Source organism: Psychrobacter sp. KCTC 72983 (genome assembly GCF_014280455.1).
GTDB lineage: Bacteria > Pseudomonadota > Gammaproteobacteria > Pseudomonadales > Moraxellaceae > Psychrobacter > Psychrobacter pacificensis.
Map to the genome: position 1 here is coordinate 1,928,604 of NZ_CP060390.1, position 13,046 is coordinate 1,941,649.

The window sequence follows — 13,046 nt, forward strand, 5'->3', positions numbered from 1 at the left end:
AAGTATTAAGCGACCAATATGACAAGCATGATAGAAACCAAGCGTCTGTACCTAAGACAGTGGCAAGCAAGTGATCTTGCGCTGTTTGCCGAGATGAATGCTGATCCTGAAGTGATGGCATATTTTCCTAAACTATTAACCCCTGCATTGAGTAATACCATTGCCAATAAGTGCCAAAAATTAATTGAAGAACATGGCTGGGGATTTTGGGCGGTGGCTCGTAAAGATGGCGCAGATAAAAGCGATGACTTTATCGGTATGGTTGGGTTAAATAACGTTCATGCCAATATGTCCTTTGCTCCTGCTGTCGAGATCGCTTGGCGATTGAATAATGATTACTGGGGATTAGGGTATGCGACTGAGGCCGCGCAGGCTGCTTTGCGCTATGCTTTTGAAGTTTTAGAACTTAGCGAGGTTGTTGCCTTTACTGCCGTTATCAATAAGCGCTCGCAAAAGCTTATGCAGCGTCTTGGTATGACTGATACGCAGGACAATTTTTATCATCCAATGCTCGATGCTGAGCATCAACTGGCTGAGCATGTCCTGTATAAAATCACGCGTCGGCAGTGGCAAGCCCTTATAGTATAACGGACTCTATTTATATTATACGGCCGATCTTGAAAACGTCAAAATATGCCCTTTAAAAGGCAACGCTAGATAAGTCGTATTTTCAGGTTTGACGTGCTGACTGCTAAAGCCAAACTCAATCATTTTATTGGTAAGCTTGTTTTTGCGACCGCGACCAGGGTCAACGACGATGACTTCACAAGTTGGCAGCGCATGACGTTCGATAAACTCAGCCAATATCCCAATATGTTGGTCTTCGTAGAGCAGATCGCTACCGATAATAATATCAAACTTGCCAAGGTGGCTGTTATCCTCTGCCCAATCCAAACGCTCAAAGTTAATCTCTTTGTTATTATTTAGCGTGGTATTTCTATCAAGGAAATACTCAACGGTCGGATGATAGTCGGTCGCTGTGATGTCAGCATGTCTATGATTGAGCAATAGACTCGATAGCGCCATGCCGCAGCCCACTTCCAATATCCGCTTGTCCTTAATATCGTAATCAAGCATGTGATTGGCCAGCACCAAGCTTGATGGCCATATCACCTCAAACATCGGCCAAGAAGCAGAGCAAATACCCAAGTTTAATGCCTCATCATCAGGATCACTAAATTGTTGATTGTCACGCAGGGTGCAGAGGTGAATGTCGGTGTTGCCAATTTCGATCGTTTGATAGCGCACGCGCACAGTGGTCAGCGAAGTCATAAACTGTCCTAAAAAATAAGCAAAAGTGCAAAGGTTGGCAAAGATTGCCGCTTTCGGTGAGGTAGGGCATACAAAGGTGGGTGTGCATCTTGGATATAGTATTGACTGTGATTTGGTAGAGGTTATTATTTGACAAAAACACATGTTGTCAAAACAGTCCTCTTAAAGGTGCAGGAAGAGTATGACCTAAATGATGACAAGTTATTGTTAAATCTCAGGGTATTGTTATTGCTGGATAAAAGGGCTGGTGAAAGCGGACGGTAAAAGAAGCGTATGAGAGATGTTGAGTGGCTTTTATGCTGGCATGATAGGCTTGTCGTTTATTTTGACAAGCCCATACAAGAGAGGGTTAAAGCTGGCGTGTGCTGCTGAATCAATTTAGAAATTTGAGTCCAGAGGTCTTGAGCGCCCAGACCAGCTCCACAAAGGCGCGACTGTTGGTTAAGGGTTCGCCATCGATGATGAGTACATAACCTGCGCCATCGATCCATAAAAACACAAAGCTGGTTTCAGGAATGAGCAAGTCGACTTGCTGAAAAAACGAGATCGCTTGGCTTTCTACTGCCCAGCCGCGCTGCTTTTGGCGCAGCATAAACCCTGAAAAGTCAGCGGCGGCAACACTGAGCATGTCCGCTTCTTCTTGACTATAACCAATCCGAGCCAAACAAAACCCTTCATCAGAGCCAATCGCCGCTCGGCGCTTACCAGACAGGCTTGCCACGACATAAGGCAAAAACTGATCCAATGGTAGATTGGGCGCTGGCAATAGCAAAGACAGTTTTTCGATCCAGCCGTGTTCTATAAAGCTCTGTAGCCATATATCAGAATAGCGCTGCAACCAATCAGCGGCGAGTAGTGTCTGTCCATAAGACAACAAGTCTTGTAGCGCCAATTGCTCATCAGTCGGCTCATTCTGTGAAAACGCCTCAAAAATACCAGCAGGCGTTAAGGTTAGATAGGTCTTATCGGCATTCAAATAAGAAGACATAGGGCTACCTTAGCGATGAAAAAGTGGTAAAAAGTGATAGAAGTTAAGTTATAAACGCATGACAGTTTATGATGTCGTGGTAGGCTTGATGGTCTGATCCAAATGCTGTTGGCAGTTATCCCAGCGTTGATCAAATTGCCAATCACTTTTGCCCAAGCTAAACCATACTAAGGAAAATGCCAGACGATCGTTGCGCGCCGTACAGTAGGCAAAAAACTCATTTTCAATTTGCTCAATGGTGCCCCAGTCTTGGCTAGCACGTGCTTGCAGCAGCTCAGCGGTGATGTCTCTTGCGATCTCTCTGGCGTCATCACTACTGATACGCAAGCGTTGCTTTTGCTCATTGAGCGAAGGCGATATAAGGACACTCCAGCGAGTGGCCAGCATGCTGTTACGCTGAATGTATCTTTTTTTGTCAATACACTCGCGAAACCCTTGCTTAGCCTCAGGGGTCAAACGGTCTTTGATACGCGTAAACAAATTATTGACATCGTATGGAATGTCAAACCAGCACCCATAGAAAAAATCTGCTACCGCGCCCTGTAGGGGTTCTTTTTCGGTGAGTAATAAGGCGGCGTTGATGCGCTGCTCATGAAAGTAACGGTTGTTGGGTGCCAAAAACACTTTGCGTGAATAAAACCGAAAGACTCGGTGCGCCACTTTCTCGTTTTCTTTGATCAGGTCTGAGTCAGACATTATAGTCTCCTTGTGTCATAGCCGTGACGACAACCAGCGCCTCAGGCTATGAGCTCATTCAGCAAAACAACCTCTGATAATATGAGTGTCAATGAGCCATCAATCCAGCAATGTCTGCATCAAATCAATCATAAATTCAGCATCCTCTTCACTCATTGCCTCAAACCCTTCAGGCATACCAAGCTCAGTTAAGGCTTCTTTTCCATCATCATCGTTATGCAAATCCAGAATGGCTTCTATAAAAATTTGCGCATCTGGAAAGTCGTCTTTGATGAGAAGGACGTGGCTTATGTCTGCCAGATCACTTTCGATCAGTACTGAGAGCTGAGCTTTGGTCAAGCGTGAGAAGCTATGAAAGATCTCCGCCAAGAAGAAAGCCGCTTGGGCATCGCCTTTGATGACTTTGCGAGCAGCTGCTTGATAGGTCTCAGTGATATCCCAGTTGAGGTCAGATTCTTCTATATCGACAGCTTCGAGCAAACGCAAACCGATCAGCTTGACGTCTCGATTGTCTGCCATCGCAACGGTTGCGCCTTTATGGATATCTTCTAAGTGATTGATATCGCTATTGGCCGCCGCGGCAATGACCATCTCATCAGATTTGCCAATGGGACGAGCAACCGCACGGTAGCCTTGCTCACGGATGAGGGCAGCGGCATCAAAAGGGTTGGCGTAGATAATTTGAATATCACCTGCCTCAATCAAGGTCTCTTGCTCAGCATGTGAGGCTGGGATATTGAGGTGCATGTTTAGGTTGGCACGCTTTTGAATCAGCGTATTGAACATGTGCCAGCCAGCAAAGCGCTCAGGCGAAAAATCAGGGGCGATTAACATATTGTGTGTCGTCATGATTTAGCCTTCCTCATCTTGTTTCATTTGGGCGTACTGAGCCATTGCCGCTTCGATTTTGCTGCGTGATGGCTTACGGCGTACTGAAGTGTATCCTACAGTTTCGCCGCGGCGAACATTGGGCACGACCGTGGCATATACCCAGTAGTGACTGCCGTCTTTGCATAAATTTTTGACATAGCCATGCCATTTTTGTCCAGACTCAGCAGTATCCCACAGGTCTTTGTAAGCGGCTTTTGGCATATCAGGATGACGCAGAATATAGTGCTGTTGACCGATGAGCTCATCGACGTGATAGCCACTAATCTCGACAAAGGCGTCGTTGACGTGAGTGATAATGCCGTCTAAATCGGTACGCGAGACAATGAGCTTACCATCTGGGTAGGGACGCTCTACACCTGTATCATAGACAGTCCGAGAGGTGCCATCATGATAGGTCAGGGTGATTTGCTCAGCAGGCAGGTCAGGCTTGTGTGCATCAGGGATTGGAGAACCCATGGTCATCTCCTTCGTTGGTCGTTGTATTTATAATGAGTAAATCGAGTACATAGGGCACTCGTCAAAAAGCCAAAGCCACCAATCAAATGAGTTTTGCTAGGGCTTCTGAGGCGCGCTTGATGTCCAAGAATATCAAACCAAGCTTGGCATTGGGTTTTGCCATGATAGTGAGTACCGCTTCATCGCCTGATGACGTCATGATTACGTAGCCCATCTCGCCTTGAATCATGATGCGATCGATACTACCGCGTGCCAATTCGCGGCCTGCACGGTCGCCTAATGATAGCAGTGCTGCTGACATCGCACCCACACGATCTTCATCAACGCCAGTTGGTAGAGCTGAGGCAATCATCAGACCATCGTTAGAGATTAGGGCAGATGCTTCAACATCTGCTGATGAGCTGTTTAAGTCTTCCAATATCTGTTGAAATGAATCTGTACGCATATCGCTTTCTCTATACTGTGTGTTAATTTTTATTTATGAACTATAGTTAGCCAAAAATAACCCTGTTTGAAAAAGGGTATTATAAATCCTTACTAAAAATATTGATATAGTAAATCCCTATTTAAACTAAGGTTATGATAAGTTTTTTCTGCTATTTCATAAAACTTGCAATGTAACGACCAAAAAGCCCCCATCATTCAATGATAGGGGCTTTTTTAGTGACGATAAATCAAGGCGTATTCGTTAAGCTTTATTACGCCATTGACCTTGAAACATAGTGCCTGCAATAGGGTTCAGTCCCATCTGATAGGCCAAATCAGCAGGGCGGGCGATGTCCCATAGTGCTAAATCAGCATCACAGCCCACTTCTATTTTGCCTTTATTAGATAGACCCAAAGCCTTGGCTGCATAAACGGTTGATCCTGCCAATACCTCTTCAGGCGTGAGGTAAAACAGCGTACAGCCCATATTCATTGCCAACAACAGCGATGTCAAAGGTGATGTACCGGGGTTGCAATCGGTTGAAATCGCTATAGGAACTTGATGCTTGCGAAGTGCCTCAATCGGTGGCAGCTTGGTGTCACGCAAGGTATAAAACGCTCCGGGCAATATCACCGCAACCGTGTTGCTAGCAGCCATTTTCTCTATGTCAGTTTCTGATAAATGTTCTAAATGGTCGCTAGATAGCCCTTTGTATTCGGCAACTAAAGCGCTACCGCCGATGTCAGATAACTGCTCAGCGTGTAGTTTGACCGGCAGGTCTAAGGAGCGTGCAACCTCAAAAACGTGTCTAATCTGATCGCTACTAAACGCAATGTTTTCACAAAAGCCATCGACCGCATCAACCAAGCCTTCTGCATGCAGGATTGGTAGCCACTCACAGACTTGCTCGATATAGTCGTCCGCACGGTCCTGCATATGGGACTTATATTCAGGTGGTAAGGCGTGCGCTGCAAGATACGTGGTGCTGACGTGGATGTCGTATTTTTCGCCAAGCTGGCGTGCGACGGTGAGCATTTTGCGCTCAGTATCTAAGTCAAGACCATAACCTGATTTGATTTCGATGCTGGTGACGCCTTCTTTCATCAGCGCAAGTAGGCGCTTTTCACTTTGGGTAAATAGCGATTCAATACTGGCCGTGCGGGTGGCACTCACGGTTGCGACAATACCGCCGCCTTGTGCTGCGATGTCTTGGTAACTGGCCCCTTGCAAACGCGCTTCGAATTCATTGCTGCGGTTGCCACCATAGACAATGTGCGTATGACAATCGATAAGCCCAGGCGTTAGCCATTTGCCATCGGCGTCTGTGATTTGGTTCTCGTGATAATGTGGCAGATGCGTCGTGATTTGCTCTTGTGCCCCAATCCATGCAATCTTGCCGTCTTTAATACCGATAGCCGCGCTCTCTAGCTGACCGTATGGGACGTTATTAGTATCTGAATTTTCATAAAGATTAAAACCATAGTGCGCTGAAAACGTCGCAATATTGGCATTGATAATAAGGTGGTCAAACGATGTCATAGTAGATTCGTCGAGCGTCTGCTCTTTAAAATTTTCTGATTCATTCATAGTATGCTCCTAATAATTGGGAGGCGAGCGATCTTTGTTTGCAAGACCTTTGCTTGTAAGATCTAAGTGACAAGTAAGTGCTGTTCTACAATCGTTGCCAGCAATCGAGCAGCGACTTTGCAGCTACGACTATCCACATCAAAGGTTGGGTTGATCTCAGCAATATCTGCCATTTTTACTTTGCCTGATGACACAATCAGCTTGACCATACGCTCAACAAAACCAAGCTCAATACCAAAAGCAGCAGGCGCACTGACACCCGGAACGATACTAGAGGGGAGACAGTCCATATCAATAGTGAGATAAATAATATCAACCTGATCTATGAAGCTTTTGACCTGCTCGGCAATGGTGTCCCAAGGCTTATAATGACAGTCTTCATCACTAATAACCTGTACGCCAAGTTGCTCAGCGCGATCAAAGAGCGCGGCGGTATTAGAAAAGCGACTGACGCCAATACAGCAATAATGAAAGGGCTGATCGTGTGCGTCAAGATGCTCGGCAATCTGGCGAAACGGTGTACCAGAAGTCGCCACATCAGACTGACGAATATCAAGATGGGCATCGAAATTAATAATCCCGATAGTAGGCGCTGTGTTTGTGCTGATAGTTGTATCGTTTGCCTTTTCTAAGGCCTGCCATAATCCCAAAAAGCTACCATAAGCAATGGCATGACCACCGCCAAGCCCGATGGGTAATCCACCTTGCTTGACGATAGTGCTCACTGCATCGGCATATTTGATCTGAGCTTGCTCAAGAATACTGTCGGCAAAGCCATCATTGTCATCACAATGAATGTCGCCAGCATCACCCAATAAGGTTGATAATTGACTATCAAAGCGTTGTTGCAAATCAGCGATGACTGGCAGCGTAGCAAAAGCTCGACGAATCAATGGCGGGGCAGCTCTAGCACCCACGCGTCCTTGATTGCGTCTGACGCCTTGATCACAGGCAAAGCCAATTAGCCCAATATGTTGAGCCTCATAAGGCTGAGCAAGCTGATACCAATAACGGGCGCGTGCAGTCTCAAACGGCTCTGCGCGTCCTGTCCACTGAGTCATATCAGCAGGTGTATGGCAAATGGGTGTGGTCATGTTTGTGACTGCCATCATGGCTCTCCTTTTACCAGCCAATGCTTATTTAGACTCGTACCAGTTCTGACGTAGTTCTTGCCAATGCTCAGCAAGTGTACCGTCTAGTACTAACTGCTTGGCCGCTTCGATATCAGGGGCGAGGTAGCGATCTTTATCATAGAACGTCACTTTCTCACGTAGTTTTTGATGTGCCACAGTCAACGGCTCTGATGTCTCGAGTCCTCGATGAAAATCAATACCTTGACCAGCAGCCAGTAGCTCAATACCTATGATAGTCGCAGTGTTTTGCGCCATCTCATATAGGCGGCGTGCGCAATAGGTAGCCATGGATACATGGTCTTCTTGGTTGGCAGAGGTTGGGATGCTATCGACGCTACCTGGATGGGCGATAGATTTGTTTTCTGAAGCCAGTGCAGCAGCGGTCACATGCGCAATCATAAAGCCTGAGTTGACCCCAGCGTTATCGACTAGGAATGGTGGCAGACCACCTGACAAAGTTGCATCGATCAGCAAAGCGACACGGCGCTCAGACATCGAGCCAATCTCAGCGATAGCCAATGCTAAAATATCCGCGGCAAAAGCGACTGGCTCAGCATGGAAGTTACCACCTGATATGGCGACCGGACCATCTTCATTATTAAAGATAAGCGGATTGTCTGTTACCGCATTAGATTCGATGAGCAGCGTTTTCCCTGCTTGGTTGATGATATCAAGACAAGCACCCATGACTTGTGGCTGACAGCGTAAGCAATAAGGGTCTTGAACGCGATCATCTTGTTCGCCATCGTGCGAGGCACGGATAGCACTGCCTTTGATCAGTTGACGGTGTGCTTTGGCGATCTCTATTTGACCATGATGACCGCGTACTTCGTGAATACGCGCATCAAATGGTGAATCTGAGCCTTTGGCGGCATCAATTGACAGTGAGCCGACGATAGTAGCAGTCTCAAGTAAATCACGCGCTAAGAAATAACCACGTAATGCTAGCGCAGTTGAGACTTGCGTACCGTTGATAAGCGCAAGGCCTTCTTTGGCTGCCAATGTGATTGGCTCAAGTCCATGCTTTGCTAGGGCATCAGCAGCTGGCACTTTTTTACCAGCGACAAACACATCACCTTCACCCATCATCGCAAGTGTCATATGTGATAGTGGCGCTAAGTCACCAGAGGCACCAACTGAGCCTTTGGCTGGGATATTTGGGGTGATTTGATTGTTGATTAAACCAAGTAAACTATCTACCACCTCGCGACGTACGCCAGACACACCTTGTGCTAGGCTAGCAACTTTCATCACCATAATCAGGCGCACCACGCCCTCTGGTAGCGCGTCACCTGTACCTACCGAGTGAGAAATGATTAGGTTACGCTGTAGCAGCTCAAGCTGGTCATCACTGATGCGGGTTTTGGCAAGCAGACCAAAGCCGGTGTTAATGCCGTAGGCGCTCTTATCACGCTCAATAATGGTTTTGACATTGTTATGCGAGGCGTCAATCGCCTCATACGCACTCTCAGGCAAGCTCAATACCACGGGCTGATCGTAGATGTCGCGTAGCATCTTGAAGCTAAGCTGGCGTGGATGTAGGGTAAGTTGTTTGATGTTGCTCATAAGGGTAATCCTAGTTGCATAGACATATAAGTGTTTGTCTTTATAATATTAAGGTAGTTCAAACTATTTGATCATTGGCAGATTTAAACCATAATCTTGCGCTGTCTTAATCGCCAACTCATAACCTGCATCGGCATGACGCATGACGCCTGAGCCGCAGTCATTGACCAGTACGCGTGACAAGCGTTTGGCTGCGGCATCTGTACCGTCCGCCACGATGACCATGCCTGAATGCTGCGAGTAGCCCATGCCGACACCGCCGCCATGATGTAGTGATACCCACGTTGCGCCGCCTGCTACGTTTAGCATACCGTTCAACAGTGCCCAATCAGATACCGCATCTGAGCCGTCTTTCATGCTTTCGGTCTCGCGGTTGGGGCTGGCGACCGAGCCCGTGTCGAGGTGGTCACGACCGATAACGATTGGGCCTTTTAGCTCACCGTTTTTGACCATTTCATTAAATGCCAAACCTGCTTTATCACGTTCGCCAAGACCCAACCAGCAGATACGTGCAGGCAAGCCTTGGAACTGAATACGCTCTTTTGCCATATCGAGCCAGCGGTGGACGTGGGTGTTTTCTGGGAACAGCTCTTTGATTTTTTGATCGGTCTTATAGATGTCTTCTGGATCACCTGAGAGCGCTACCCAGCGGAATGGGCCTTTGCCTTGGCAAAACAGCGGACGAATATAAGCAGGGACAAAACCGGGGAAATTAAAGGCATCTTTGACGCCTTCATCAAACGCCACCTGACGGATATTATTACCGTAATCGGTCGCTGGAATATCCATCGCTTGCAAGTCTAAAATCGCTTGGACGTGTACGGCACAAGATTGAGCAGCGGCTTTGGTGAGAGCTGCATGTTGCTCTGGATCTTCTTGAGCGGACCTCCATTCTTCGACCGTCCAGCCGCTTGGTAGATAGCCATTGATCAGGTCATGCGCTGAGGTTTGATCGGTCACCAAATCAGGTTTGATGTCTCCTTCACGAGCGCGCTTAACGATTTCAGGCAAGATATCTGCAGCGTTACCAAGTAGCGCGATAGAGATCGCCTCGCCTGCTTTGGTATGCTGCTCAATCAATTCATAAGCATGGTCAAGATCGCGCGCTTGCTTATCGACATAACCCGTGCGCAAACGGAAATCGATACTAGACTGCTGGCATTCGATGTTCAATGAGGTTGCGCCTGCAAAGGTTGCGGCCAGTGGCTGCGCCCCACCCATACCGCCAAGACCTGCGGTCAAAATCCAACGACCCGCCCAGCTGCCATTATAATGCTGACGACCTGCTTCAACAAAAGTCTCGTATGTGCCTTGCACGATGCCTTGCGTACCGATATAAATCCAGCTACCTGCGGTCATCTGTCCGTACATAAATAAGTCTTTGCGATCGAGCTCATTGAAGTGCTCCCACGTTGCCCAGCGTGGCACAAGGTTTGAGTTGGCAATCAATACGCGCGGTGCGTTCTCATGAGTTTGAAACACGCCCACAGGCTTGCCTGATTGTACGAGTAAGGTTTCGTCATCTTCTAATTCTTTGAGCGACTCTAGGATTTGATCATAGCTCTCCCAGTTACGCGCGGCGCGTCCAATACCACCGTATACCACAAGACTTTTTGGGTTTTCTGCCACATCAGGATGTAGATTGTTTTGTAGCATGCGATACGGCGCTTCGGTCAGCCAGCTTTTACAGTGCAACGTGCTGCCAGTAGGGGCGGCGATATCGCGAGACTCATCACGGCGGGTAAGTTTTTTGTTGGTTCCGTTTTCAGTAGTCATGGTCATATCCTTGTGGTAGCTCATAGGGCGATAAAATAATAAGAGTAAGTGTTTTATAGGCAGTCTATAAAGGCATCGAAATATAGAGTAGCTAGATCAAGATTTTTAGACTTGCTATAAATTGTATATACAAATTATCAAAGATGCTTTTTTCATGCAAGGATTTTTGATAAAAATTAGAATTAATGAAAAAAAGAGCATAACTGATAGAATGATATGAATAAAAGTTCGCATGATTGTCGTGATATTATGGCGCTACTCTTATTTATTAGCGGAACTGACGGTTTAAAACAAATATGACAAAAACGATTCCGGCGTATCAGCGGATTAAAAATGCGATATTAGACAATATTCACTCTGGCAAATGGCAAGCGGGCAGTGCGATCACTACAGAAATGGCACTGGCGACAGAGTTTGGTGTCTCACGGATGACGGTGAATCGCGCGCTCAAAGAGCTAAGCGAAGAGCATGTATTGGAGCGGCGTCAAGGCTCAGGAACCTTTGTCGCGCAGCAGCAATTCAACCATACCTTTGTAGAAGTGCGTAATATCGCAGAGGATCTCAAATCTGCCAATCGCGATTATGAAGCAAAAGTGGTGAGTAAGCGCGCGGTGACTGCTGCTATGCTCGATGATGAGTTGCGCCGTAAGTTTGGTATTGATGAAATGGCTACCGTGACTCATACAGACGCTAGTGATACGCCCGTTTTATACGAGGTGAAAATCATTCACGTTGCAGATGGTCAGCCCATACAATTTGAAGAGCGCTGGGTCGATGCCAAAAAAGTGCCACATTTTATTGATCAGGATTTTACCGTGGTTAATACCAGTGATTATCTGGTCGCCAAAATACCGCTAGAGAGTGGCAGCTACACCATACGTGCGCTAGCGGCGCCAAACGAGGTGGCAGATGCGTTGCAGATTGCGCCGCAGTCGCCGACATTGGTATTGCGTCGCCAGACTTATTCAGCTGGTCAAGTCGTCACTTTTGTGAAGATGTGGCATGCAGGAGATCGCTATCAATTCTCGGGTGAGCTGTAGTTTTGCGCTAATGGCGGTCATTACCTGACGCACGCTCACGGAGTTTGTACGCTTTTTTATCTAAAGTAAGATATTATATTTATGAGCAGCGATTGATCCAGTAGCAACTATGAACGTTTGATCGGCTGCCTATTGAATGATCATACGCTATAAAAATTCGAAAATAATAGGGTCGCCGCATTGAAAAATATGCTGACTAACCTCAAATCGAGCAACCAAAGCCGAATTTTGCAGGGCGATTATTATATTGCCCTCTTGTATCAGCTTTTCCCTATTTATTGGCGCTAACTGTTTTCATGTAAACCCTTTTATCTCATTTATCTACTTTTATATTTTATAAGGACGTCTTATGAAACGTCGTACTCTTTTAGCCCTTGCTGCTAGTACTGTGTTACTTGCTGCTTGTGGTCAGTCTAATACTAATGAAGCTGACACTACTGCCACTGACACCACCTCGACTGGCGGTTCTGATTTGCTGCAACGTATCAATAACGGTGGTACGATTAACGTCGGTACAGAGGGTACGTACCCTCCATTTACCTATCATGATGAGAGTGGCAAGCTGACAGGCTATGACGTCGAAGTGACTCGTGCGGTCGCTGACAAGCTAGGCGTTGATGTTGAGTTTAAAGAGACTCAGTGGGATGCGATGCTAGCAGGTTTGGATTCAAAACGCTTTGATATGGTGGCCAACCAAGTCAGCTTAACGACGCCTGAGCGTCAAGCCAAATATGACAAATCTATGGCTTATAGCTGGTCAGGCGCGGTTGCATTGGCACCGACTGATGACAACCGTTATAGCTCTTGGGATGACCTAAAAGGTTTACGTACGGCTCAATCACTCAGCAGTAACTACGGCGAGCTGGCAGAAAAATACGGCGCAGAAATCGTCCCTGTCGATGGTATGGCACAAGCGATCCAATTGGTCAAGCAAGACCGCGCTGACTTCACGATGAATGACAATCTAGCCGTGCTTGATTATCTCAAAAAATTCCCAGATTCTGATCTTGAGATCAAATTGACAGCCCCACCAAGTGAACAAACAGGCTCAGGTCTCGTGCTCATCAAAGGCAACGATGAAGTGGTGGCAAAACTGGATGAAGCAATGGCCGCACTCGCCGCTGATGGTACACTCACCAAACTTAGTAAAGAGTTCTTTGGTGCTGATGTAAGTCAACAAAAGTAATGTTGGCTTCTATCACATCTGTGCTCGC

General features: G+C 46.8%; 13 protein-coding genes. 3 read left to right on the forward strand and 10 right to left on the reverse strand.

The window, feature by feature from the left end:
* Nucleotides 1-27 precede the first annotated feature (27 nt).
* Nucleotides 28-588, forward strand: coding sequence for a GNAT family N-acetyltransferase (locus PSBA01_RS08250; RefSeq protein WP_222436692.1), 561 nt, complete (start codon nt 28-30; stop codon nt 586-588).
* A gap of 15 nt (nt 589-603) precedes the next feature.
* Here the strand turns inward: PSBA01_RS08250 and PSBA01_RS08255 are convergent, their stop codons facing one another.
* The 10 genes from PSBA01_RS08255 to hutU all read right to left on the reverse strand — a co-directional run bounded on the left by PSBA01_RS08255 (nt 604) and on the right by hutU (nt 10,792).
* Entirely contained in the window at nt 604-1,272 is a 669-nt protein-coding gene (locus PSBA01_RS08255; protein ID WP_186473854.1) for a class I SAM-dependent methyltransferase, read from the reverse strand.
* Nucleotides 1,273-1,645: 373 nt separating this feature from the next.
* Entirely contained in the window at nt 1,646-2,260 is a 615-nt protein-coding gene (locus PSBA01_RS08260) for a hypothetical protein (RefSeq protein WP_186473855.1), read from the reverse strand.
* A 66-nt stretch (nt 2,261-2,326) separates the two neighbouring features.
* Complete coding sequence (locus PSBA01_RS08265) at nt 2,327-2,956, reverse strand: hypothetical protein (protein WP_186473857.1); 630 nt, start codon at nt 2,954-2,956, stop codon at nt 2,327-2,329.
* Nucleotides 2,957-3,055: 99 nt separating this feature from the next.
* Nucleotides 3,056-3,805 (reverse strand): PhnD/SsuA/transferrin family substrate-binding protein, encoded by a 750-nt coding sequence (locus PSBA01_RS08270; RefSeq protein WP_186473859.1) that lies wholly within the window; start codon nt 3,803-3,805, stop codon nt 3,056-3,058.
* A gap of 3 nt (nt 3,806-3,808) precedes the next feature.
* Nucleotides 3,809-4,303: a PAS domain-containing protein gene (locus PSBA01_RS08275; protein ID WP_058024428.1), complete on the reverse strand. Its 495-nt coding sequence runs from the start codon at nt 4,301-4,303 to the stop codon at nt 3,809-3,811.
* 82 nt (nt 4,304-4,385) lie between these two features.
* Nucleotides 4,386-4,748: a roadblock/LC7 domain-containing protein gene (locus PSBA01_RS08280; RefSeq protein WP_071002172.1), complete on the reverse strand. Its 363-nt coding sequence runs from the start codon at nt 4,746-4,748 to the stop codon at nt 4,386-4,388.
* Nucleotides 4,749-4,991: 243 nt separating this feature from the next.
* Nucleotides 4,992-6,317: an imidazolonepropionase gene (gene hutI, locus PSBA01_RS08285; RefSeq protein ID WP_197496746.1), complete on the reverse strand. Its 1,326-nt coding sequence runs from the start codon at nt 6,315-6,317 to the stop codon at nt 4,992-4,994.
* A gap of 62 nt (nt 6,318-6,379) precedes the next feature.
* Nucleotides 6,380-7,411 carry a formimidoylglutamase gene (hutG, locus tag PSBA01_RS08290; protein WP_071003668.1) on the reverse strand — a complete coding sequence of 344 codons (1,032 nt, stop codon included), beginning with the start codon at nt 7,409-7,411 and terminating at the stop codon, nt 6,380-6,382.
* A gap of 42 nt (nt 7,412-7,453) precedes the next feature.
* A complete protein-coding gene (hutH, locus tag PSBA01_RS08295; protein ID WP_071002171.1) occupies nt 7,454-9,016 on the reverse strand; it encodes a histidine ammonia-lyase in 1,563 nt (520 codons plus the stop codon).
* 63 nt (nt 9,017-9,079) lie between these two features.
* A complete protein-coding gene (gene hutU / locus PSBA01_RS08300; protein WP_071002170.1) occupies nt 9,080-10,792 on the reverse strand; it encodes a urocanate hydratase in 1,713 nt (570 codons plus the stop codon).
* Nucleotides 10,793-11,088: 296 nt separating this feature from the next.
* Here hutU and PSBA01_RS08305 point away from each other — a divergent pair, with 296 nt between their 5' ends.
* Both PSBA01_RS08305 and PSBA01_RS08310 read left to right on the forward strand, forming a co-directional pair.
* Entirely contained in the window at nt 11,089-11,832 is a 744-nt protein-coding gene (locus PSBA01_RS08305) for a UTRA domain-containing protein (RefSeq protein WP_186473861.1), read from the forward strand.
* Between the two features lie 349 nt (nt 11,833-12,181).
* Nucleotides 12,182-13,018, forward strand: coding sequence for an amino acid ABC transporter substrate-binding protein (locus tag PSBA01_RS08310; RefSeq protein ID WP_071002168.1), 837 nt, complete (start codon nt 12,182-12,184; stop codon nt 13,016-13,018).
* Nucleotides 13,019-13,046 lie beyond the last annotated feature (28 nt).

Bases quoted from the DNA above. Each gene is read 5' to 3' on its own strand.
- hutH (WP_071002171.1), bottom strand. From the start codon at position 9,016: ATGAGCAACATCAAACAACTTACCCTACATCCACGCCAGCTTAGCTTC.
- PSBA01_RS08280 (WP_071002172.1), bottom strand. From the start codon at position 4,748: ATGCGTACAGATTCATTTCAACAGATATTGGAAGACTTAAACAGCTCA.
- PSBA01_RS08250 (WP_222436692.1), top strand. From the start codon at position 28: ATGATAGAAACCAAGCGTCTGTACCTAAGACAGTGGCAAGCAAGTGAT.
- PSBA01_RS08265 (WP_186473857.1), bottom strand. From the start codon at position 2,956: ATGTCTGACTCAGACCTGATCAAAGAAAACGAGAAAGTGGCGCACCGA.
- PSBA01_RS08255 (WP_186473854.1), bottom strand. From the start codon at position 1,272: ATGACTTCGCTGACCACTGTGCGCGTGCGCTATCAAACGATCGAAATT.
- PSBA01_RS08270 (WP_186473859.1), bottom strand. From the start codon at position 3,805: ATGACGACACACAATATGTTAATCGCCCCTGATTTTTCGCCTGAGCGC.
- PSBA01_RS08305 (WP_186473861.1), top strand. From the start codon at position 11,089: ATGACAAAAACGATTCCGGCGTATCAGCGGATTAAAAATGCGATATTA.
- PSBA01_RS08310 (WP_071002168.1), top strand. From the start codon at position 12,182: ATGAAACGTCGTACTCTTTTAGCCCTTGCTGCTAGTACTGTGTTACTT.
- PSBA01_RS08260 (WP_186473855.1), bottom strand. From the start codon at position 2,260: ATGTCTTCTTATTTGAATGCCGATAAGACCTATCTAACCTTAACGCCT.
- hutI (WP_197496746.1), bottom strand. From the start codon at position 6,317: ATGAATGAATCAGAAAATTTTAAAGAGCAGACGCTCGACGAATCTACT.
- hutG (WP_071003668.1), bottom strand. From the start codon at position 7,411: ATGACCACACCCATTTGCCATACACCTGCTGATATGACTCAGTGGACA.
- hutU (WP_071002170.1), bottom strand. From the start codon at position 10,792: ATGACTACTGAAAACGGAACCAACAAAAAACTTACCCGCCGTGATGAG.
- PSBA01_RS08275 (WP_058024428.1), bottom strand. From the start codon at position 4,303: ATGGGTTCTCCAATCCCTGATGCACACAAGCCTGACCTGCCTGCTGAG.